At 51.0% G+C, this 19,893-nt stretch carries 25 protein-coding genes and 1 tRNA gene; 14 read left to right on the top strand and 12 right to left on the bottom strand.

Annotation, left to right across the window (positions count from 1 at the left end; translation table 11 throughout):
• Positions 1 to 2 precede the first annotated feature (2 nt).
• Positions 3 to 782 (bottom strand): glycosyltransferase family 25 protein, encoded by a 780-nt coding sequence (locus K1X45_RS07590; RefSeq protein ID WP_220160287.1) that lies wholly within the window; start codon positions 780 to 782, stop codon positions 3 to 5.
• A gap of 138 nt (positions 783 to 920) precedes the next feature.
• A tRNA-Leu gene (locus K1X45_RS07595) sits at positions 921 to 1,005 on the bottom strand.
• A gap of 277 nt (positions 1,006 to 1,282) precedes the next feature.
• Here K1X45_RS07595 and K1X45_RS07600 point away from each other — a divergent pair.
• A complete protein-coding gene (locus K1X45_RS07600; RefSeq protein WP_022711277.1) occupies positions 1,283 to 1,873 on the top strand; it encodes a YqaA family protein in 591 nt (196 codons plus the stop codon).
• Between the two features lie 81 nt (positions 1,874 to 1,954).
• Positions 1,955 to 2,485: a disulfide bond formation protein B gene (locus K1X45_RS07605; RefSeq protein ID WP_220160288.1), complete on the top strand. Its 531-nt coding sequence runs from the start codon at positions 1,955 to 1,957 to the stop codon at positions 2,483 to 2,485.
• Between the two features lie 23 nt (positions 2,486 to 2,508).
• Here the strand turns inward: K1X45_RS07605 and K1X45_RS07610 are convergent, their stop codons facing one another.
• Positions 2,509 to 3,066 (bottom strand): HNH endonuclease, encoded by a 558-nt coding sequence (locus K1X45_RS07610; protein ID WP_022711279.1) that lies wholly within the window; start codon positions 3,064 to 3,066, stop codon positions 2,509 to 2,511.
• A 519-nt stretch (positions 3,067 to 3,585) separates the two neighbouring features.
• Between K1X45_RS07610 and K1X45_RS07615 the strand changes: the two genes are divergently transcribed.
• The 3 genes from K1X45_RS07615 (at position 3,586) to mbfA (ending at position 7,474) form a co-directional block, all read left to right on the top strand.
• On the top strand, positions 3,586 to 5,769 hold the full coding sequence (locus K1X45_RS07615) for a malate synthase G (protein WP_220160289.1): 2,184 nt from the start codon (positions 3,586 to 3,588) through the stop codon (positions 5,767 to 5,769).
• Positions 5,770 to 5,904: 135 nt separating this feature from the next.
• Positions 5,905 to 6,396: an N-acetyltransferase family protein gene (locus K1X45_RS07620; RefSeq protein ID WP_370627092.1), complete on the top strand. Its 492-nt coding sequence runs from the start codon at positions 5,905 to 5,907 to the stop codon at positions 6,394 to 6,396.
• A 94-nt stretch (positions 6,397 to 6,490) separates the two neighbouring features.
• Positions 6,491 to 7,474 carry an iron exporter MbfA gene (mbfA, locus tag K1X45_RS07625; protein ID WP_220160290.1) on the top strand — a complete coding sequence of 328 codons (984 nt, stop codon included), beginning with the start codon at positions 6,491 to 6,493 and terminating at the stop codon, positions 7,472 to 7,474.
• 6 nt (positions 7,475 to 7,480) lie between these two features.
• Here the strand turns inward: mbfA and K1X45_RS07630 are convergent, their stop codons facing one another.
• Entirely contained in the window at positions 7,481 to 8,305 is an 825-nt protein-coding gene (locus tag K1X45_RS07630; RefSeq protein WP_220160291.1) for a class II glutamine amidotransferase, read from the bottom strand.
• 95 nt (positions 8,306 to 8,400) lie between these two features.
• Positions 8,401 to 8,619 (bottom strand): DUF6356 family protein, encoded by a 219-nt coding sequence (locus K1X45_RS07635; protein WP_022711284.1) that lies wholly within the window; start codon positions 8,617 to 8,619, stop codon positions 8,401 to 8,403.
• A 128-nt stretch (positions 8,620 to 8,747) separates the two neighbouring features.
• On the opposite strand from K1X45_RS07635, the gene K1X45_RS07640 reads away from it, so the two are divergent.
• Positions 8,748 to 9,224 carry an Lrp/AsnC family transcriptional regulator gene (locus tag K1X45_RS07640; protein ID WP_220160292.1) on the top strand — a complete coding sequence of 159 codons (477 nt, stop codon included), beginning with the start codon at positions 8,748 to 8,750 and terminating at the stop codon, positions 9,222 to 9,224.
• A gap of 107 nt (positions 9,225 to 9,331) precedes the next feature.
• Positions 9,332 to 9,814 carry a dUTP diphosphatase gene (dut, locus tag K1X45_RS07645; RefSeq protein WP_022711286.1) on the top strand — a complete coding sequence of 161 codons (483 nt, stop codon included), beginning with the start codon at positions 9,332 to 9,334 and terminating at the stop codon, positions 9,812 to 9,814.
• Between the two features lie 68 nt (positions 9,815 to 9,882).
• Here dut and K1X45_RS07650 read toward each other — a convergent pair whose 3' ends face one another.
• Genes K1X45_RS07650 through exbB form a run of 3 tightly spaced genes read right to left on the bottom strand, consistent with a single transcriptional unit; the run spans position 9,883 to position 12,470 of the window.
• Complete coding sequence (locus K1X45_RS07650; RefSeq protein ID WP_370627106.1) at positions 9,883 to 10,773, bottom strand: energy transducer TonB; 891 nt, start codon at positions 10,771 to 10,773, stop codon at positions 9,883 to 9,885.
• Between the two features lie 42 nt (positions 10,774 to 10,815).
• Positions 10,816 to 11,334, bottom strand: coding sequence for a TonB system transport protein ExbD (exbD, locus tag K1X45_RS07655; RefSeq protein WP_220160293.1), 519 nt, complete (start codon positions 11,332 to 11,334; stop codon positions 10,816 to 10,818).
• Between the two features lie 5 nt (positions 11,335 to 11,339).
• Positions 11,340 to 12,470 carry a tonB-system energizer ExbB gene (gene exbB, locus K1X45_RS07660; RefSeq protein ID WP_220160423.1) on the bottom strand — a complete coding sequence of 377 codons (1,131 nt, stop codon included), beginning with the start codon at positions 12,468 to 12,470 and terminating at the stop codon, positions 11,340 to 11,342.
• Between the two features lie 610 nt (positions 12,471 to 13,080).
• Here exbB and K1X45_RS07665 point away from each other — a divergent pair.
• The 4 genes from K1X45_RS07665 (at position 13,081) to K1X45_RS07680 (ending at position 14,623) form a co-directional block, all read left to right on the top strand.
• The gene (locus K1X45_RS07665; RefSeq protein WP_022711290.1) at positions 13,081 to 13,239 is read left to right on the top strand and encodes a hypothetical protein; all 159 of its coding nucleotides are present in this window, start codon (positions 13,081 to 13,083) and stop codon (positions 13,237 to 13,239) included.
• A 267-nt stretch (positions 13,240 to 13,506) separates the two neighbouring features.
• On the top strand, positions 13,507 to 13,836 hold the full coding sequence (locus K1X45_RS07670; protein WP_028233720.1) for a YqjD family protein: 330 nt from the start codon (positions 13,507 to 13,509) through the stop codon (positions 13,834 to 13,836).
• 1 nt (position 13,837) lies between these two features.
• Positions 13,838 to 14,296, top strand: coding sequence for a hypothetical protein (locus K1X45_RS07675; protein WP_116089025.1), 459 nt, complete (start codon positions 13,838 to 13,840; stop codon positions 14,294 to 14,296).
• 90 nt (positions 14,297 to 14,386) lie between these two features.
• On the top strand, positions 14,387 to 14,623 hold the full coding sequence (locus K1X45_RS07680) for a hypothetical protein (RefSeq protein ID WP_220160294.1): 237 nt from the start codon (positions 14,387 to 14,389) through the stop codon (positions 14,621 to 14,623).
• A gap of 112 nt (positions 14,624 to 14,735) precedes the next feature.
• Here the strand turns inward: K1X45_RS07680 and K1X45_RS07685 are convergent, their stop codons facing one another.
• The 3 genes from K1X45_RS07685 to K1X45_RS07695 form a co-directional block, all read right to left on the bottom strand.
• On the bottom strand, positions 14,736 to 15,641 hold the full coding sequence (locus tag K1X45_RS07685) for a diacylglycerol kinase family protein (RefSeq protein WP_220160295.1): 906 nt from the start codon (positions 15,639 to 15,641) through the stop codon (positions 14,736 to 14,738).
• A gap of 63 nt (positions 15,642 to 15,704) precedes the next feature.
• Positions 15,705 to 16,253, bottom strand: a complete 549-nt coding sequence (locus K1X45_RS07690) for an RNA polymerase sigma factor (RefSeq protein WP_022711295.1) — start codon at positions 16,251 to 16,253, stop codon at positions 15,705 to 15,707.
• 5 nt (positions 16,254 to 16,258) lie between these two features.
• On the bottom strand, positions 16,259 to 16,474 hold the full coding sequence (locus tag K1X45_RS07695; protein WP_220160424.1) for a NepR family anti-sigma factor: 216 nt from the start codon (positions 16,472 to 16,474) through the stop codon (positions 16,259 to 16,261).
• Between the two features lie 279 nt (positions 16,475 to 16,753).
• Here K1X45_RS07695 and K1X45_RS07700 point away from each other — a divergent pair, with 279 nt between their 5' ends.
• The 3 genes from K1X45_RS07700 (at position 16,754) to K1X45_RS07710 (ending at position 19,074) form a co-directional block, all read left to right on the top strand.
• Positions 16,754 to 17,551, top strand: a complete 798-nt coding sequence (locus tag K1X45_RS07700; protein ID WP_075657367.1) for a response regulator — start codon at positions 16,754 to 16,756, stop codon at positions 17,549 to 17,551.
• A 149-nt stretch (positions 17,552 to 17,700) separates the two neighbouring features.
• Positions 17,701 to 17,865: a DUF1328 domain-containing protein gene (locus K1X45_RS07705; protein WP_022711298.1), complete on the top strand. Its 165-nt coding sequence runs from the start codon at positions 17,701 to 17,703 to the stop codon at positions 17,863 to 17,865.
• A 186-nt stretch (positions 17,866 to 18,051) separates the two neighbouring features.
• Positions 18,052 to 19,074, top strand: coding sequence for a sensor histidine kinase (locus tag K1X45_RS07710; RefSeq protein WP_255560898.1), 1,023 nt, complete (start codon positions 18,052 to 18,054; stop codon positions 19,072 to 19,074).
• A gap of 312 nt (positions 19,075 to 19,386) precedes the next feature.
• On the opposite strand, the gene K1X45_RS07715 is transcribed toward K1X45_RS07710, so the two are convergent.
• A complete protein-coding gene (locus tag K1X45_RS07715) occupies positions 19,387 to 19,812 on the bottom strand; it encodes a Fur family transcriptional regulator (protein ID WP_028233722.1) in 426 nt (141 codons plus the stop codon).
• Between the last annotated feature and the right edge of the window lie 81 nt (positions 19,813 to 19,893).

Genomic DNA, 19,893 nt, shown 5'->3' on the forward strand with positions numbered 1-19,893 from the left:
AATCAGTCACGGGCGCCCGGAACCCGTCCCCAGCGCTTCTTTGTGAAACAATTGATGTAAAGTCCCCACAAACCGGTTTTACTGCGGACAAACAACCGTTTCACTTCACGTTTCAGCCTTAGCATTTTGGCCGGCGGGCAATATTGCAAAGACCGCTCAGGACTCAATGTGCTTTCCAGCCCCGCTTGCATGCAAATTGCAGGGCTGACCTGATAAACTGTCATTTGCGGGAAAAAACCACAGGATGGCGTAAAGAGGAGATGATCGATCGGCGAGGCCGCATCATTCATACGGCACAGTAATTTTCTCGCGCAATCACGGGAAACAATATAGCCGGCAGCAAGAATATGCTGGCTGCGCAATTGTGCCACCGTATAATGACCGGCTATTGTCACAACCGGCTTATCAGTCAGAACTTTTTTGCCCTGAGTTTCAATTTTAATCAGCTCGGCATTATCCGGAATCCAGTCTGTGGATTCGAAAAACTGTCGCGTATCTTTCGACAGGGTCACATCATCTTCAAAAATCGCTGCGAAACGATCTTCACCCTGCGCTATGAGCTCCAGACATTTCCGGTGGCTCAGAAAACAACCGATTTCCGTTCGTGTCAGAGGCTCTTTCCAGGACGGTATACGAATGATGGACGCCAACTCCTGATCGCTGAGATTTTTGCCATCCACAGCCGCGACACGCTCAAAAGGAACTGACACTTTGGCAAATTGCGCCTGCATGCGCACCAAGCGTTCAGGACAACGATCCAGATTAATCAAATAGGCCTTCACTGCAATTTCCGCCCTAGAGAATATTCTCTTTCGGTAAAATATGTCCGCATATCTTTCAAGAGATATTAGGTATATTTTACTCAAGTTTACGGTAAAAAAGTGAAAGAAAGTTGCGGCGAAATTTTGTCAGGGAAAAAGTGGTGCGGGTGGTCGGAATCGAACCGACACTCCTTTCGGAACCGGATTTTGAGTCCGGCGCGTCTACCAGTTCCACCACACCCGCACATTCGCAGGCACTTCATACTCAAAGCGCTGCACTGGTGCGCCGAAATATAGTGAGAACCACCTTCCCGTCAACTGCAAAACCTGTTTGTTTCAAATTATTTCAACAAAATTCACCCGCGCAGAAAATTCAGCCTTTGCTCACGGATTGTAAAACCATTCATAACGAATTCCGGCACACATTGCCCTGCGAAGTTTTTCGTTTTACACACAGCATCAAAATTCCGCATGGCTTTGGCCTGTATCATCATAATTGCTGAGAACCGACAGAGGCCATCATGCTGCGCAAACTCTACGACTGGACCATTTCCCTTGCAGCGCGTAAATCCGCAGCTGCATGGCTGGCCGTCATCGCTTTTCTCGAAAGCTCGGTCTTTCTGATTCCTGCAGATGTCCTGTTCGTACCGATGGGTATCGCCCGCCCGAAAAAAGTCTGGCATTACGCACTGATTGCCACGGTCATGTCCGTGCTCGGCGGTATTCTTGGCTGGTATATCGGTCATTATGCCTATGAAACCGTCGCCAAGCCGGTTCTGCATTTTTACGGCAAGCTCGATACATTCGAAGCCATGCGCGGCAGCACCAGCGCCGATATGATTCTGCTGTTGCTCATCACTTCCGGCCTGTCTCATCTGCCGCCGATGAAAGTTGTAACCATTCTCTCCGGTGCCGCAGGCGTCAATATCTGGCTGTTTATCCTGTCAGCTATTATTACCCGTGGTGCACGGTTCATATTGCTGGCATGGCTGTTGCAGCGCTTTGGCGAACCGATCCGCAACTTCATTGAAAAGCGTCTCGGATTGATCGCGGCCACGGTTGCCGTCATCCTGATTCTGTTATTTATGGTCGTGAAATATCTTCACGCCTAAAAAGCATCAGGCAGCCATGTTTATGCCATAAGGTCATGGCTGAGCTGGGTTTAAACTGATTTTTGCAACAAGGATTTTCCTGTGTCTTCAACCGGTACTGCTCAGACACCCCGTTCGCAACATACGCTTATTTCAGCATTTCTTGCGGTAAGCATGGCCGGTGTCGTGGGCTCCGCACTGGCGTTTCAATATATTGGCGGTTATCTGCCGTGCAAATTATGCCTTGAAGAGCGCATTCCCTATTATATCGGCGTACCGCTGATGCTTCTCAGTGCATTGCTGGCAGCGCTTGGAAAGTCAGAAAAACTGACCCGTTTTTTCCTGCTGATCGCCGGATTGCTGATGACCTATGGCCTGATTCTTTCGGTTTATCATTCGGGTGTGGAATGGAAATTCTGGGCAGGTCCTGCCGATTGCGCAACCGGTGCAGTATCCATCACCACCAGCGCAGGCAATCTGCTTGGTGATCTCAATGCGGTTAAACCGGCCGCCTGCGATGTTGCCGCCGGACGCTTCCTCGGTATTTCCTTTGCCGGATGGAATGGTGTTGCCTCGCTGATCCTCGCAATCATTGCCTTTTACGGCGCATCGCTCAAAACCCGTAAAGCGTGATCTAAAAAACCGGAGCTGTATCTTTACGGCTCCAATTCCACATCCCAATATAAATAATCCATCCAGCTTTCATGCAAGTGGTTCGGCGGAAACCGCCTGCCGTTTTTATGCAGATCAAAAACACTCGGCATATAGGGTTTTTGTCGCGGCCACATTTGCGCTTTGGCAGGCATCATGCCTCCCTTGCGCAAATTACACGGAGAACAGGCAGCAACCACATTTTCCCAGGTTGTTTCGCCGCCGCTGCAACGCGGTATAACATGGTCAAATGTCAGTTCATGATGCGCGCCGCAATACTGGCATTCAAAACGATCCCGCAGAAACAGATTGAATCGTGTAAACGCCGGATAGGTCGGCGGGGCAACATAGGTTTTAAGACTGATAACACTTGGCAGCCGCATGGAAAAAGTCGGAGAGCTGACTTCCGCATCATATTCCGCAACAATATTTACGCGCTCTAGAAAAACCGCTTTGATCGCGTCCTGCCACGACCAGAGTGATAAAGGATAATAGCTGAGCGGACGAAAATCCGCGTTCAGAACCAGTGCCGGCAATTTGCCGGCAAATGCGGCAATGTTCAAGAAACACCTCCTTTGTGCATCTTGCAACACTGCGGTTCATGCGATTGCAAAACGCGGCTTCAAAGAGGCAGAGAAAACACGCGGTTTACCCTGCTTGCATTCCATTCCGTCTCTGCCAGCTATATTTTTGAGGCGCTTCACTCTTCAATGTACCTGATAGAATGATACGTGAAAAACGAATGCTTTTACCGGTCATAATATGTAAGCAGGACATGTCAGTATTGTGAAGCCAGACTGTTTATCAGTCAATTTCTATTCATGCTGCCGATGGATAATCCTGTAACAAAATCAGCCCTGCGCTTTCAAAATTCCGTGCTTTGATAAGGAATTCAGACCGGACAGCGTAAACAGTGTTTGATTATACGCATTATCGGCTTTGAATATTGTAGACAATTATGTAAACATACATTGACAGCTTTGACAAAACAAAGCCGTAACCGTGCTTGTCCATTGCCGCCCGTTCAGATTAAGCTGCGCAAGACAAGCTGGTTAGCATTGAGATCAGACAGGGAGCGAGTGATGAGTGGTCGTATTGAACATGCAGGTCTGCAGGTTGATCAGGAACTGAGCAATTTCCTGACAAGAGAAGTCTTGCCGGAAACCGGCATTACAGCAGATGCCTTCTGGAGCGGCCTTGCCGGCATGGTCAAAGAACTGGCGCCCCGCAATAAAGCCCTGCTTGCCAAGCGTGATGATATTCAGGCTAAACTCGACGCATGGTACAAAGCCAACCGCAATTACGCGATGGCGGATTATCAGGCCTATTTGCGCGAAATCGGCTATCTCTTGCCGGAAGGTGAAGATTTTCAGGTCACCACCGCCAATGTAGACAGTGAAATTACCAGCCTTGCTGGCCCGCAGCTCGTTGTGCCTGTCATGAATGCCCGCTATGCGCTCAATGCTGCCAATGCGCGCTGGGGTTCGCTCTATGACGCGCTTTACGGCACAGATGCTATCAGCGAAGACAATGGCGCGGAAAAAGGCAAAGCCTATAATCCTGTGCGCGGCGCAAAAGTCATTGCGTGGGCAAAAGCATTTCTTGATGAAGCCACCCCGCTGAGCGATGGCCGCTGGGATGAAATTGCCGGTTTCTCTGTCACCAATGGCCAGCTTGTTCTCACACTCGGTAACGGCAAAACTGCATCCCTGAAAAATACTCAAGGCTTTGCAGGCTATCAGGGCGATGCATCTGCCCCTTCCCTCGTGCTTCTGAAGAATAACGGACTGCATATCGAAATCCGCTGTGATGCCGCTCATGTCATCGGCAAGACCGATCCGGCACATATTGCCGATATCACACTGGAATCTGCTCTCAGCACCATTCAGGACTGTGAAGATTCCGTTGCAGCAGTTGATGCTGCCGATAAGGTTCTCGCCTATCGCAATATTCTCGGCCTGTTTAAGGGCACTTTGTCGGAGAGCTTTGACAAGGGTGGCAAAACCATCACCCGCAAGCTCAATGCCGACCGTAGTTATACTGCACCGGATGGCTCCACCCTCACTTTGCCTGGCCGCTCACTGCTGCTGATCCGCAATGTTGGTCATCTGATGACCAATCCTGCCATTCTCGACAGCGAAGGCAATGAAATTCCGGAAGGTATTCTTGATGCAGCTTTCACCGCAGTGATTGCGCTCCACGATATCGGTACGCAGGACGGCAAGCTCAAAGGCACGCATCTCAATTCCCGTACCGGTTCGGTCTATATTGTGAAGCCGAAAATGCACGGGCCGGAAGAAGTGGCCTTTGCCGCAGAAATCTTCGCTCGCGCTGAAGCATTGGCAGGTCTCAAACCCAATACCCTGAAAATGGGTATCATGGATGAAGAGCGCCGCATGACAGTGAACCTCAAAGAAGCCATTCGTGCTGCCAAAGAACGGGTCTTCTTCATCAATACCGGCTTCCTCGACCGTACCGGCGATGAAATCCACACCTCTATGGAAGCAGGCGCTGTTATCCGCAAAGGCGAGATGAAACAGGCGGCATGGATTGCGGCATATGAAAACTGGAATGTGGATACCGGCCTTGCCTGCGGACTGACAGGCCATGCACAGATCGGCAAAGGCATGTGGGCGATGCCGGATCTGATGGCGGCAATGCTGGAGCAGAAGATCGCCCATCCGAAAGCCGGTGCCAATACCGCATGGGTGCCGTCCCCGACAGCAGCAACATTGCATGCCACGCATTATCACAAGATTGACGTGGCAGCGGTGCAGAACCAGCTCAAGTCCCGCACGAAAGCCAAGCTTGAAGACATTCTGACCATTCCTGTCGCCCGTGACACCAATTGGGCACCTTCAGATGTGCAGGCAGAAATCGACAATAATGCACAGGGCATTCTTGGTTATGTTGTGCGCTGGATCGATCAGGGCGTTGGCTGTTCCAAAGTGCCGGACATCAACAATGTCGGCCTGATGGAAGACCGTGCAACCTTGCGTATCTCGGCACAGCATATCGCCAACTGGCTGCATCATGGCATTGTCAGCGAAGCACAGGTCTTGGAAACTATGAAGCGCATGGCCGCCGTGGTAGACGCGCAGAATGCCGGTGATGAAGCCTATCAGCCGATGGCTGCGAATTTTGATGGCTCTATCGCTTTTCAGGCAGCCTGTGAGCTGGTCTTTAAAGGCCGCGAGCAACCAAACGGCTATACCGAGCCGGTTCTCCATGCCCGTCGTTTGCAGTTCAAAGCTGCCCAAAAATAAATTCTTGACGCTTTTCACAAGCAGCATAAAAGTGGCGAACAAGATCCTCTTGTCCGCCACTTTTATTCTTGTTTTTGCGCATTATCCTACGCAAAACCGCTTCACACTTTTGCTGGAAATGCTTTGAGGCCGATCATGCTGACCATACAGCACGCTGACACCACCCACCTGCCCGCAATCCTTGATATTTATAATGATGCGATTGCCAATACGACCGCCGTTTTCATCAGCCAGAAGGTCAATTTGCAAAACCGTGCGGAATGGCTGACATCGCGCCAAAATGCGGGTTTTCCGGTACTGGTGCTGACAGAGGGGGACGAGCTGCTCGGCTATGCCAGCTACGGCGCTTTTCGTGCTTTTGAATGTTATAAACATACGGCAGAACTCTCGATTTATATTGCCGGTCATGCGCGCGGCAAAGGTGCCGGTGACAGGCTGATGCGCGCCTTGCTGGAACATGCCGCGGGCAATAATATCCATGTTCTGCTTGGCGCGATTGAAGCACAGAATACTGCTTCTCTTCGCCTGCATGAGAAACATGGTTTTACACAAACCGGCCTTCTGCCACAGGTCGGCCGTAAATTCGACCGCTGGCTTGATCTGATACTGATGCAACGCATTCTCTGAACATGCACTAACTTGTTCAAGCTCTGCAAAAGGAGCTTGATTTTAGAATTATTCCAAACTATTAAATTTAGAACAATTCTAAAAAGGAACTTTCATGTTCTCCTCCCTTTTCTCGCCCTCGCGCCGGTCTTTCGATAGTCTATCAGAGCAGGAAATGCTGGCACTTGCCATTTCCTCCGAAGAGGATGATGCCCGCATCTATCTCAGCTATGCGGATGGTCTGCGGGAAAGCTATCCGCAATCCGCCAAAATCTTTGAAGCCATGGCAGAGGAAGAGCACAATCACCGTGCACGCCTGATTGAACTGCATCGCCAACGCTTCGGCGAAACTATTCCGCTGATCCGACGTGAGCATGTGCGTGGCTATTATGAGCGCAAGCCCGACTGGCTGGTGCGCCCGCTCGGCATCGACAAAGTACGCAATATGGCGGCACAGATGGAGGAGCAGGCTGCACGTTTCTACGAACAGGCAGCCAAACGTGTCTCCGATGCTGCCACGCGTAAATTGCTCGGTGATCTGGCGCTGGAAGAAAAACATCATGAACAGCGCGCCCATCATCTGGAAGAAAAACTGACACCGGATAATGTGCAGGATGAAGAACGTGCCGGTGAGCGCAAACAACTGATCCTGACCTATATCCAGCCAGGCCTCGCAGGTCTGATGGATGGTTCGGTTTCCACGCTGGCACCGATTTTTGCCGCGGCCTTTGCCACGCAGGATACATGGCAGACTTTTCTTGTTGGTCTTTCCGCCTCTGTAGGTGCCGGTATTTCCATGGGCTTCACGGAAGCTGCCCATGATGACGGCAAACTTTCAGGCCGTGGCTCGCCGGTCAAGCGTGGCCTTGCCAGCGGTATTATGACCACTGTCGGCGGCCTCGGTCATGCCCTGCCCTATCTGATTACCGACTTCTGGACTGCAACCGGCATTGCGGTATTCGTCGTCTTTGTCGAGCTCTGGGCGATTGCCTATATCCAGAACCGCTTCATGGAAACACCGTTCATGCGCGCCGCTTTTCAGGTCGTACTCGGTGGTGCACTGGTACTCGCAGCCGGTATTCTTATCGGTAATGCCTGATAAAAATTAGCCTGCCACAACAGCAAGCGTTGCGGCAGGCTTCACTACAGACTGCTCGTCCATAAACGGCTCAATGCAGATATGATTGGGCTTGTTAATGGTCACAAAACTATTGCGCGGCACCGCCATCCAGTTTTCTGCAACACCGTCCAGCGGCTCAGAAACAACACATATTCCCGTAGAAGACGCCATTTTGGCGGTGTAAAGCGTTGGTGCATAAGTATCGCTGGCATAGCGCACCGCAAACAGTGAATGACCATCTGAGAATGCTGCTGTCAGCCGGATAAAAGGCGGCACTTTTGCACTTTCCGCAGCCTCATAAATTGTCTCGACAGTGCGCGTCAGAGCATGCAGCGGATCATCATCCAGCCCGAAATGCAGCATCAGCAGGAAGAAGAGTTCTGAATCGGTCGAACCCGATTTATGGCTGTAAAGTGCATCCGGCAGCAGGCTTTCCAGCGGGCGGCGCAGTCGGTCAAAACTACCGATCTGACCATTATGCATAAAGCTCCAGCGCTGAAACACGAACGGATGGCAATTGGCACGACTGGTTTCACCGCCGGTGGAGGCACGTACATGCGCCAGAAACAGGCGCGAATTAATCTGACGCGCAAGACTGCGCAAATTCTGGTCAGACCATGCAGGCAGAAGATCGCGGTATAATCCCGGCTCCTCGCGCGTGCCGTACCACGCCACGCCAAAGCCATCGCCATTGGTCGCGGTTTTCGCCTCAGTCGCATGATGGCTTTGCGCAATCAGCGAATGACAAGGCGAAGTGATAATATCTTCAAGATACAGATCAGATCCGAAATACGCAGCCCAGCGGCACATGAAACACACTCTGACAAGTGAGCGAAAGACCAGAACCTGCCGTTATTTATAGCCGGTTACAACAGTGATCTTCCGTCACTATAGTTAACAATTCACTATTCAGCCGCGCGCTTATGCGTTTTGGCGTAAAGCTTCGCGACAATAGTGCTGGCTGTTTTGTCGAATAAAAATGGCAAAATTGCATGGATCAGAGCTGCAAAAGCGGCCGCAAAAAGCTTGAATGAAAATTTGCCCGCAAAAGCCATATGCTCAAAATAGGTTTCGTTGACGGATGCCGGATGCTCCGTAAACAGACGTGAAATTTTGGTTTGCATGAGTTTCCCCGTTATCAATTTTAAAATTAGCAAGATAGGTTTCTGATTTGAAATACTAACACCGTCAAACGCATATTTTGTCTCAAAAAATCCTTGATAATATAAATTTTTGGGACAATTATCTCTATATGACACATAATATAGACGAAACAGACCGCCGCATCCTTCAGGAATTACAGAAAGATGCCACTCTATCGGTAGACGCGCTTTCCGCCCGTATCCACCTGTCGCGCAATGCATGCTGGCGGCGGCTGAAACGGCTGGAAGATGACGGTATTCTCAAAGGCCGTGTTGCAATCGTGGATGCCGACAAGCTCGGCCTTGGCCTCACCGTTTTCATGCTGATCAGAACCAGCAATCATGATCCGAAATGGCTGGAGCAATTTCGCGCGGCAGTCACATCGCTGACAGAGGTTGTCGGCGTTTATCGCATGAGCGGGGATCTTGATTATATTATCCGTGCCCGCATTGAAGATATGAAAGCCTATGACCGGCTCTATCAGAAACTCATCACCCGTGTGCCGCTGTCAGATGTCTCTGCTTCCTTCGTAATGGAAGAAATTAAGGACAGCACGGAAATCCCGCTTTTCGGTTACACACCATAAGAAAAGAGCCGCTAATTATTTTTGAAATCAGCATACGGCTCTTTCAAAAAGAGCCTCAATATGTTTAGTGCTCATTTTAAATCATATATTGCTGAAAAGGGTTTATCATGTCTGCCAATTCCCCTTCATCATCCAGCCGCCCGAAGCTCGGAATTGTCCGTCTTGAACATGCTGCAGGCCTTGATCTGCCAGCCTATGAAACATCAGGTTCTGCTGGTGTTGATCTGCGTGCTGCCGTACCGGAAGACCGCCAGATCGTGCTGCTGCCGGGTCGCCGTACACTTGTGCCGACCGGCCTGATTTTTGAACTGGAAGAAGGTTATGAAGCGCAAATTCGTCCGCGCTCCGGTCTGGCTTTCAAACATGGCATCACCTGCCTGAACACTCCGGGCACCATCGACAGCGATTACCGCGGTGAGGTCAAAGTCCTGCTGATCAATCTCGGTGATGATGATTTCCGCATCGAGCGCGGCATGCGCATTGCGCAGGCGGTGATTTCACCTGTTGTGCAGGTTGAAATAGAAGAACGCTCAGAAGTCGGCGAAACCGAACGCGGTGCCGGTGGTTTTGGCTCAACCGGCCACAAATAAGAGTTCTGTAAAGCTGAAATTAAAAAGCCCCGCATGAAACTCATGCGGGGCTTTTTAATGCTGTTATATCAATTGAATTTAAAAGGCACCTGAAACGGAATCCGTGCAGCTGCCATTGCCGGCGGCGGTGCCGGAACCGGTGAAGCCGCTTTCACAGCTGTCAAAGCAGCCTGATCCACCTGCGGATTGCCTGATGTCCCCGAAATACGGGCAGACAATACATTGCCCCCTGCATCAATCACAAAAGCAATCTGCACAATACCTTTATCGCCGCGTCCAAGCTTGCGCTGTGCTGTGCGCTTCTTGCGCTCAAGATGTGCCTGCACTTTGGACTGCCATTTTGCCGAACTGACACCGGCAGATGCCGAGCTCTGGCGATTGGCATTAGCCGCAACACGGGAAGAATTCTTCGCATTGATCTGCGGTGCGGAGGCGGCCTGTGTCTGCTCAGCTTTCTGAGTTTTCTTGGCTTTTTCCTTAGGTTTCGGCTTTTCTTTAGGCTTTTCCTGCTTTGGTTCTTTCTTTTCGACCTTCGGTTTTTCAACAACCTTCGGCAGAACCACTTCAGGCTTCGGCGCTTCAACGATTTCCGGAACTTCTTCCTCTACCGGCTCCGCTTCAGCCACTTCCTGAGGCTCTTCAACAGGTTCTTCAGGCGTTACTTCTTCAACCTGTTCCACCGGTTTTTCCGGTTCGATTTCAGCTTCATCGGGATTTTGAGAAGCCTCGGCAGACGGGGCAATGGAATCTTCTTCCACTTCCGGTGCCTGAGGAACCGGATCAAGCTCCATCATAATCGCTGCAGGCGGCTCACCATCCGGCACCATTTCCGGTACTGATGCATGCAGGGCATAAGCACCGGCTGCATGTGCCATCAACACGGCAGCACCGGCACCCAGCCAGCGCACCATATCTTTCCAGAGACCGGATGACGGCTCAACAGCGGAGCCGTTTTTCATACCCCGAACCGGCGGATGATCGATCGGTAATTCCTTCACGTCTCACTCTCCTGCATTCTGGCCCGAAGTCTGGCCCGAGCTTTGAGCTTCAGTCTGACCTGCCGGTGATCCCGCTGCAGGCGCACCGGTTGCATCACCCGCACCAAGCGTTTCCAGACCGACCAGCGCGATTTTGAGATAACCGGCCTCACGCAGCAGGTTCATAACATTCATCAGCTCGCCATAGCCAACAGTCTTATCGGCACGGAGGAAAATACGCGTGTCTTTATTGCCTGCCGCCAGACGATCCAGTGTCGGCGCCAGCAAATCACGATTAACCGCATCATTGCCAAGGCTGAGGCTCAGATCTTCCTTCAGCGTCAGATAAACCGGCTTGTCAGGGCGTGGCTGCGGCGTAGCACTGGCCGCAGGCAGATCAACATTAATATCAACGGTCGCCAGAGGCGCTGCCACCATGAAGATAATCAGAAGCACCAGCATCACGTCGATAAACGGCGTTACGTTGATTTCATGGCTTTCCTGCAGTTCATCACCGGCATCTTCACGCAAACGGCTGCCCATATTCTTTACTCCGCTGCTTTCGTAACCGGAACAGTCTGAGCCGCATTCTGACGGGCTGCCTGTTTCTGCACAATGTCACGGGCTGCACGCATATCCAGATCACGGCTGACAAGACGCTCAACACCGGCGCTCACATCGGCCAGCAGATGGCGGTAGGCGGTCACCGAACGGGCAAACATATTATAAATAATCACTGCCGGAATAGCGGCGACAAGACCGATCGCCGTTGCCAGAAGCGCCTCGGCAATACCCGGTGCCACAACGGCCAGATTGGTGGTCTGCGCTTCGGAAATACCGATAAAGGAATTCATAATCCCCCATACAGTACCGAACAGACCGACGAATGGTGCAACAGAACCAATTGTTGCGAGAATACCGGTGCCTTTGGCAAGGCGGCGTCCTGCGCCGGATTCAATACGGCTGAGACGGGAAGCAACACGTTCTTTCAGGCCTTCCCCGCCGACATAGGCAGCAGCAGATGCAGATTGTGTTACTTCTTCCTGTGCCGCACGAACAAGATGCGCACCGGGACCACGGGTTTTATCCAGCGCCTGCACTGCAGAAGCCAGATTGTCCGCATGGGATACTTCTTTCAAGGCGCGACGGGCACGGCTGCGGGCACCGGTAATTTCCAGTGTCTTGGCAAGCCAGACTGTCCATGTGGCCAATGATGCAATCGCCAGACCGATCATAACAGCTTTAACAACCCAGTCAGCAGCCATGAACATGCCCCAAGGAGAAAGGTCATGCGGAATCTGCAAGCCGTTATCAGCAGTGCGAACCGGTGCGGCAGCCTGAGACTGACCGGCTTCCGGTGCAATGGTGACCGGCTGACCGGCAGGTTCTGTTTGCGCAGGCGTTACGGCAGACGGCGCGGACTGGGAGGATTGAGCTGCGGGATTGACCGGAGCAGGATTTGTTGCTGCCGGAGCAGCAGTGCCTGTGGCTGGCTGCGAGGCCGCAGGCTCATTGGCAGGAGAAGGTGTAGCCGGAGCGGACGTCGGTGCCTGTGCCGCTGGCGCTACAGGCGCTGCAGCAGGAGCAGATGGCGCTGCCTGAGGCGCAGATTGTGTTTCCGATTGTGTTTCCGGAGAGGTTTGCGGGGCAGTCTGCTGTGGCTGCGCTTCCTGCGCCATAACCGGCGCTGAAAGTGTCAGCACATTACCGCCCGCAAGAAATGCGGAAAGAATGAAAGCTGACAATCCTGTCTTGAATGATATTGCTGCCTTGGACACTGTCTTAACCACCGCGACGACCTCACTGCATTTCATTATCAGGGACAGCCGGCCTGTATTATTTCCAGCCTGTACAGGATCAACCTGCTCCGCATTTATGCGGATGTGCTGCATCAACCAGCAACTGCCTTTTTCGGGTTATGCAATACAACCATCAAACATGACTTCGCAAGTCATGTTTTAAAAAAACCCGTCATTCTGCTGTTATTTGACAGGAAAGCGGAAGTTATTCACCAAAACAAACGGATGTTTTACGAATTTCATCACTGTCGCAAGGATTTCTCACATCCGCAATGCAGCTCCGGTGAGTCGCAGCTCCAGATTATGAGGGCACTATAACGGCAAAACAATAATATGACAATTTGAAACAAGTTTGAGCGCAAACCCGATAATCAGGGAAATATTAAGATCCTGACAAGGAACAATCATAAACCTGACGCATTAAAGCCGCATAATGCAGTGCATACCGTTATTGACTGACACCAATATCATCATGCTCCGGAGACAGTAGATGTTGCACAAAGACATGCAAACCATTGAAACTGCCGCCCGTACCGCAATGGCGGGATCATATGAACCGGAACAACAGGAAAACGCGGTCTTACGTACCGGTTTTTATGTGACAGCCGGTTGTATTCTGATTGCAGCTCTCATTCTTATGATTGCCTGACACTCCTGCACCTTCTCACAGGTTTCCAATACAGGCTAATGCCCGGCATATGCCTGCCTGTTTCCGCATGAGCTGAATTTGGAAACTGTGGCAATTAACCTTGGCAGCCGAATGTCCTCCATACCGGCAACTGCTCTCTGGCGATGAATGCACGGAACCATTACGTTAAAGCCACGTTATATTTCTGAACCCAGACAATATTACTGAGCAGTTTCAAAGAAAATGAAATTGCTCAGTCATTTGAAATTTCAGCTTCCGGAGGCATCCATGGCTCGTGATACCAAAATCGTAAATGACATTCAGGACGACAGCACAGCAGAATTGCAGGCACAGATTGCCCAGCTTAAAGAAGATATTGCATCGATTGCCGCAACACTGACAGAAATGGGCTCACGAAAAATCAATCAGGCCAGACAAGATGCATCCGATGCCTATCAGGATATTTATGAACAGGGCGAAGATGCTCTGAGCTCCCTGAAGGACAGTGCCTGTTCCCTTGAGCAACAGGTCACCGATTATGTTCAGGAACGTCCGGTCACATCAATCGCTCTGGCTGCCGCGTTCGGTTATCTTTTCGCAGCTCTGACACGGCGCTGATATGCTGAAATTGTTCACACCGGTCATTTCAGCCATTATCGGCAGCGAAGTGCAGGCCGCAACGCAGCGTGCCAAGCGCAGTGCCATTCTCTATGCGATTATGGCCGTGGCGCTGCTCACAGGTGCGTTCTTTCTGCTCCTCGCAGTCTTTTTCATTCTCATGATGAAATACGGTCTGATTATCGCAGCTCTGATGATCACAACCGGCTGTGTGGTGCTGGCGATCCTTGCCTATATCGTCAACCGCGTGATGGATAAGGCCGAGAAACGCCGTCTAGAAGAAAGACGCGCTGCGATTGACACCAATGCAGCGCTCACAGCAGCAGCGGTTGCCGCCGTACCGACCTTGCTCAAAAAACCGCTTTTAACTTTAGCAGTACCGCTTGCAGGACTGATTGCAGTGACATTGCTGTCGCGGGACAAAAAATCCGGCAATAAAAAGCAGGATCAGGGCGGATAGGTTCCGCCCCCTCTCCCTTCGCAGTGTCAGGGCCGCAATGTTCGGGTCAAGGAGCTCAGTCCGCAAAGCCAAACCCTAAGGAGACCATTGATGACCAGTTCGACAAAAGCACAGCTTAATGAGATCCTCGCAGATATGTCCCTCACCAATCTGGACAAATCTGCTGCTATTCTGAAACTTCAGGAAGATGCGCGCGATCTTCAGCGCGCCGCAACAGAAGGCGGCATGGATCCTGATGACGGGCTGAACAAGGATTTGCGGGAAATTGAACTTGCACTCGAAGCTCTGGGTGTTAGTTCGGATGAGACCGGCGCAGCAACGCTTTAGAGAGCCTTTGTGCTAGAGCATGTCACGGATACGTCTAGCTCCGGCTATAAACCAACTCCGCACAAAGCGATTTGTGCGGTGTTTTTTTCATACACTCGCCAATTCTGACCAGTCAGTTCTCACTCTGCGGCACCAGCACGCGCAATGCCGCCGGATGAATCCGGATATCCAGCTCGGCCGGTAAGGGCAGCAATTCTCCGTCAACAGACATATACTGATGCGCTTTATGATTGAGGATTTTCAGCTGAACTGAACGCGCCTGATCTTCCTCAATCGCCAGATTACTGCGCCACTGTCCGCGTGCAATATCCCAAAACAGCTTAAGCATACCGCTGACGGGAAGAGGCTTTGCCAGATAAAAACCGAGATGGCCTGTCTGCACATCCGGTGCTACGGGCAGCACGCTGTCTCCGTAAGGATTGTTCGACACGGCAAGGGCAGAATACACTCCTTTAACGGAACGCCCGTCAATATCTGCAACCGCTTTCACACGCGGTACATGGGTAATCAGCTGCCCCATAGCGCGGAAATTCGCCAGAATTTTCCCCACCCGTGAAGCATAGCTATATTTTTCACGATATCTGACCAGCATCGGATGCAGGCCGATTGCCACCTGATGCACAAAGGACTGACCGTTACAGGTGCCGATATCAACATTTTCAGCACCGGCCTTTGCCAGTGCGTGAATGGCCTCAGTAACATTTTGCGGAATATTCAGTGAGCGGGCAAAGAGGTTCATCGTACCGGCTGGCAACACGCCCAGAATTTTATCATTCTGCCAGGCCAGTGCAGCTGCAGCAGAAATAGTGCCGTCACCGCCACCGGCCAGAAGCACATCATAATCATGATTTTGTGCGGCCTTTTCCAAAGCGGCAAGAATATCATCACCATCCGTCAATACACAGGACAGTTCATGCCCTTCAGCAGCAAAAGCAGTGCATGCGTCATCAATAAACGCATCAATATCCATCGTCCGCAAAGTGCCGCTTTGACTGTTGAGAACAGCAATAATCTTCAAATAAATCTCCGCTCCGCATGACAGGTAATCAATCGGTCACACTCTGATGATCGCAAAAACCGTTTAGAAAGAGCGCATCGTCACTTGGGACGACGTATCGTCGGGGCCGTAATCGGAATTACCTTTAACATCGAGCAACTCCTGCAGCCTGACACGCGCACGGCTGACACGGCTCTTGATTGTGCCGACAGCACATTCGCAGATTTCTGCAGCTTCCTCATAGGAAAAGCCGGAAGCGCCGATCAGAATAATGGCTTCACGCTGATCATCCGGCAATTCGTTCAGAGCCTTGCGAAAATCCTGCAAATCCAGCGATCCGTATTGTGACGGATGAACGGCCAGCCGCTCCGTATACAACCCGTCCGTATCCTGTATCTCACGGCCGCGCTTACGCATCTGGCTGTAAAATTCATTACGCAAAATCGTAAACAGCCAGGCTTTGATATTGGTGCCCATTTCAAAACTGTCGCGCTTGCCCCACGCTTTCATAATCGTATCCTGCACCAGATCATCAGCTTTATCCTGCTGACCTGATAAAGATACTGCGAAAGCCCTCAAGCCCGGCAGGGCCGCAAGCATCAGCCGCTTGAATTCGTCTCTCTCCTCCGCCATTCCTGTCAATTCCTTGAATGAGAAGCAGATTTACGTTCAGCCTGATCCAGTTTCTCCAAAAGATCAAGAAAACGGTCAGGAATCGTTTCATCCTGAATACTGGAATAAAGAGCACGCAATTTGGAACCGATCTCGGAATTGGGTCCCAGTTCATCGCCTTTATTCAAACTGCCGGCCTGCGAGCCGCCTTGCGCGGAAAAATCGCGCGAAAATGAGGTCATAGCGTTGTCTTGATCCTGAAGCGGTTTCTTAGTGTTGGTCATCTCAGTCGTATTCCGGTTAATGCCACCAGAGCTCTGTTGCGGCTCTGATGTGATCTTGATGCGGCCTTGGTGCGGCCCTGTTTCAAGCACTAAAACCCTGCCCGATTGAGACGCTGTATCCAAGTCATAATGCGGGCGTGAATAATTAGTTCCCAAACACAGGAACAATTTTTATAGTCAGCCGTTAGAACCATAAACAGGCTGTAATCCTATCAGCCCATATAAATGGAGCATTCAATGTCATTGTCCACGCGTATTGCACCACATTTGCCATATCTGCGCCGTTTCTCACGCGCCGTGACCGGCTCTCAGTCAGCCGGAGATGCATATGTTGCAGCAATTCTCGAAACTCTGATCGATGATATTTCTGTATTTCCTGAGGCCTCATCCGATAAGATAGCGCTCTATCGTCTTTATTCCAGTATTTTCGACCGTACTTCTGTCGAAATTCCGGAAACTGACTCTCAGCATGCATGGGAAAAACGGGCCGCAAATAATCTGGCAATGCTGACCCCGCGTTCGCGTCAGGCCTTCCTTCTGGTTTCCGTTGAAGGCTTTAATGAAAAAGAAGCCGCAGAGATTATGCAGGAGGACGAAGCCGGTTTTTCCGCCTTGTTGACGGAAGCCTCGGAACAAATTTCCCGCCACGTTGCCACCCGCATTCTGATTATTGAAGATGAGCCGCTGATTGCCATGGATATTGAGCAGATGGTGGAGACGCTCGGACATGAAGTTGTGGGCATCGCCCGCACCCATCAGGAAGCGCTGACACTTTATAAGGCAGAAAAACCATCAATGGTTCTGGCGGATATTCAGCTTGCAGACGGCAGTTCAGGCATCGATGCAGTCAATGATATTCTCAAAAGTGATACAATTCCGGTTATCTTCATTACCGCTTTTCCGGAACGTCTTCTGACAGGGGAACGCTCGGAACCGACCTTCCTCGTCACCAAGCCGTTCAATCCGGATATGGTGAAGGCGCTTATCAGTCAGGCGCTGTTTTTTGAAGAAGGTTCGCTGGCAAGAGCATCATAATTGGCAAATTGAACAGGGATTTGAGCTGAAAATGCTTTAGCCGGAACCAAAACCCGCAACGGGCGTTATTTTAACATGCAATGACCTTCAAAAATCCGGTCATTCCATAAAGCGGGCAATTCTTTACCTGCCTGCAAGAGGAGGTTGACATGTTATATTATGCTGTTGTTTTTCTGATTATCGCCATTATCGCCGGTGCTTTGGGTTTTGGTGGTATTGCCGGTGCATCAACAGGCATAGCGCAAATTCTGTTCTTTATTTTCCTCGGCTTACTGTTGCTGTCACTGATCGCCAGCATCATAAGGAAAGCATAAATGCTGCAAAGCAATCCGATCCGAAAACATCTGAACGGGACGCCCGCGACGCGTCCCGAACCTGTCTTGTGCGGAGCAATCCTGTACCGCAGCTTATGCCGGTTTTAAGCACAGAAAGCGCAGACTATGGCTCCTACTTCGCCCGTTTCAGGATATAGCAGTGCCGCTCAGATCCGGTTGCGCTCTATGTTGCGAGCCATAAGAAACAGTAATGTTTCGGTTTTTTATCAAACCACGGATATGAATTACACCTGGGTGGAAAATCTGCCGGAGTTCTGGCTTTTGCCATGGCGCACGGGCATCAGCGAAAGCGACCTGATGCCCAAAGATATTGCGGCCAGACTGACAACTGCCAAAAGCCAGCTGCTTGCGACCGGCGATGCCCAGCGTCTGGAAATTTCGTTCCCCGACAAGAAAAATCCCCGCTGGTACGAATTCTTCATCGATTCCGACAAGGATGAAAGCGGCGAAACTATCGGCATCGTCACGACTGCCGTTGAAATAAGCGAGCTGAAACACCGCGAACAGGTTCTCAAAATATTGTTGCGCGAAGTCAGCCACCGCTCAAAAAATCTGCTGGCCATTATTCAGAGTATCGCCATGCAGACAGCACGATTCTCCGGCTCGGTGGATCAGTTCTTGCAAAAATTCCGCGGCCGTCTCTATTCCCTTTCCAATTCGCAGGATCTGGTAACGGATTCCAACTGGCATGGCGCAGCCTTTCGGGAATTGCTGCATTCGCAGCTGGAAAAATACATCCATCCCAAAGATCCGCGCCTGACGATTACCGGAAAAGATGTTTATCTTTTCCCCGGAGCAGCACTGCATGTCGGCCTTGCTTTCCATGAGCTGATTGTCAATTCCGCCTCCTATGGCGCACTGGCCTGTGAAAACGGCAGCCTGACGATTTCAGCGGAGCTGGAGCCGGACGGTGAAGGCGAGATGGATTTGATTATTCATTGGAAGGAAACAAGTCCTGCAACGGAAAACGATCTGTCAGGCCGTCCGCCGGATATATTAGCTGCAGAAAACCACATGCATGATGAAGTGTCAGATCTTAAAGTAAAATCCTATGAAACATCCCGTTTCGGCAGCGCAGTTTTGCTGCGGATCGTTCCTCAGGCCGTCAGTGGTACGGCCTGCTACAGGATTGAGGATAAGAGCGTAGAATATTATCTGCGCATTCCCCACCGGAATTTCGATTTTTAAGCTCGCCGGAAATATCCCGCTGCTGAGCCATTGCGCAATATTAAATCTGCTGCATCAGAGCGCCCCGTTGGGCGCACAAAGGTCGCTCTACTTTAAATTCTCTTGGATGGCATAAAAAAATAGCGCGCTCCGGAACAACAGCTCCGTGAGCGCGCGGACCGGGGATTAGGGGGCGTGCCCGCGGTCGGTGAAAGGCCGAACTTGTGAGGGGGCGGAAAGTCAGCCTTTCACAAGGTTCATAACGCCCATCCAGGCAATAAGTTTCATACGAAACTGCATTATTTAAAAATAAATTCTGAAACGCGCCGGAATTTATTTCTTCAGCTTGCGGCCATAGAGTTCAAAACGGTGATGGATAATTTCATAACCCAGCGAGCGGGCTATCTCTTCCTGTAATTTCTCAATCATTTCTGAATGAAATTCGATCACATCACCGGTTTCCATATCAATGAGATGGTCGTGATGCTGATTACCTGCCTGCTCGAAACGCGACGGCCCGCCGTCAAAAGCATGACGGTGAATAGCCCCCTGCTCTTCCAGCAATTTCATGGTCCGGTAGACAGTCGATAATGAAATACTGTTATCCACTTCAACAGCACGCTTGAAAATTTCCAGCGCATCCGGATGTCCGTCCGTCTGGGACAGAATATCCAGAATAACCCGTCTGGGGCGCGTGATCCGTACACCCGCATCACGAAGCTGTTTTTCATAATCATTTTTCATTATTAAAATCCCCATAGAACCCGACACTGTGCCTTAAACACAGCGCCAAGCGCAATTGCGGGTGAAACACGCATACTATGTCTGCACCATCAGCGG

This window comes from Pseudochrobactrum sp. Wa41.01b-1 (genome assembly GCF_019464455.1).
Lineage (GTDB): Bacteria > Pseudomonadota > Alphaproteobacteria > Rhizobiales > Rhizobiaceae > Pseudochrobactrum > Pseudochrobactrum saccharolyticum.

Bases quoted from the DNA above. Each gene is read 5' to 3' on its own strand.
- K1X45_RS07600 (WP_022711277.1), top strand. From the start codon at position 1,283: ATGCTGCGCAAACTCTACGACTGGACCATTTCCCTTGCAGCGCGTAAA.
- K1X45_RS07615 (WP_220160289.1), top strand. From the start codon at position 3,586: ATGAGTGGTCGTATTGAACATGCAGGTCTGCAGGTTGATCAGGAACTG.
- K1X45_RS07620 (WP_370627092.1), top strand. From the start codon at position 5,905: ATGCTGACCATACAGCACGCTGACACCACCCACCTGCCCGCAATCCTT.
- mbfA (WP_220160290.1), top strand. From the start codon at position 6,491: ATGTTCTCCTCCCTTTTCTCGCCCTCGCGCCGGTCTTTCGATAGTCTA.
- K1X45_RS07630 (WP_220160291.1), bottom strand. From the start codon at position 8,305: ATGTGCCGCTGGGCTGCGTATTTCGGATCTGATCTGTATCTTGAAGAT.
- K1X45_RS07635 (WP_022711284.1), bottom strand. From the start codon at position 8,619: ATGCAAACCAAAATTTCACGTCTGTTTACGGAGCATCCGGCATCCGTC.
- K1X45_RS07640 (WP_220160292.1), top strand. From the start codon at position 8,748: ATGACACATAATATAGACGAAACAGACCGCCGCATCCTTCAGGAATTA.
- dut (WP_022711286.1), top strand. From the start codon at position 9,332: ATGTCTGCCAATTCCCCTTCATCATCCAGCCGCCCGAAGCTCGGAATT.
- K1X45_RS07650 (WP_370627106.1), bottom strand. From the start codon at position 10,773: ATGAAAAACGGCTCCGCTGTTGAGCCGTCATCCGGTCTCTGGAAAGAT.
- exbD (WP_220160293.1), bottom strand. From the start codon at position 11,334: ATGGGCAGCCGTTTGCGTGAAGATGCCGGTGATGAACTGCAGGAAAGC.
- exbB (WP_220160423.1), bottom strand. From the start codon at position 12,470: ATGGCGCAGGAAGCGCAGCCACAGCAGACTGCCCCGCAAACCTCTCCG.
- K1X45_RS07665 (WP_022711290.1), top strand. From the start codon at position 13,081: ATGTTGCACAAAGACATGCAAACCATTGAAACTGCCGCCCGTACCGCA.
- K1X45_RS07670 (WP_028233720.1), top strand. From the start codon at position 13,507: ATGGCTCGTGATACCAAAATCGTAAATGACATTCAGGACGACAGCACA.
- K1X45_RS07675 (WP_116089025.1), top strand. From the start codon at position 13,838: ATGCTGAAATTGTTCACACCGGTCATTTCAGCCATTATCGGCAGCGAA.
- K1X45_RS07680 (WP_220160294.1), top strand. From the start codon at position 14,387: ATGACCAGTTCGACAAAAGCACAGCTTAATGAGATCCTCGCAGATATG.
- K1X45_RS07690 (WP_022711295.1), bottom strand. From the start codon at position 16,253: ATGGCGGAGGAGAGAGACGAATTCAAGCGGCTGATGCTTGCGGCCCTG.
- K1X45_RS07695 (WP_220160424.1), bottom strand. From the start codon at position 16,474: ATGACCTCATTTTCGCGCGATTTTTCCGCGCAAGGCGGCTCGCAGGCC.
- K1X45_RS07700 (WP_075657367.1), top strand. From the start codon at position 16,754: ATGTCATTGTCCACGCGTATTGCACCACATTTGCCATATCTGCGCCGT.
- K1X45_RS07705 (WP_022711298.1), top strand. From the start codon at position 17,701: ATGTTATATTATGCTGTTGTTTTTCTGATTATCGCCATTATCGCCGGT.
- K1X45_RS07710 (WP_255560898.1), top strand. From the start codon at position 18,052: ATGTTGCGAGCCATAAGAAACAGTAATGTTTCGGTTTTTTATCAAACC.
- K1X45_RS07715 (WP_028233722.1), bottom strand. From the start codon at position 19,812: ATGGGGATTTTAATAATGAAAAATGATTATGAAAAACAGCTTCGTGAT.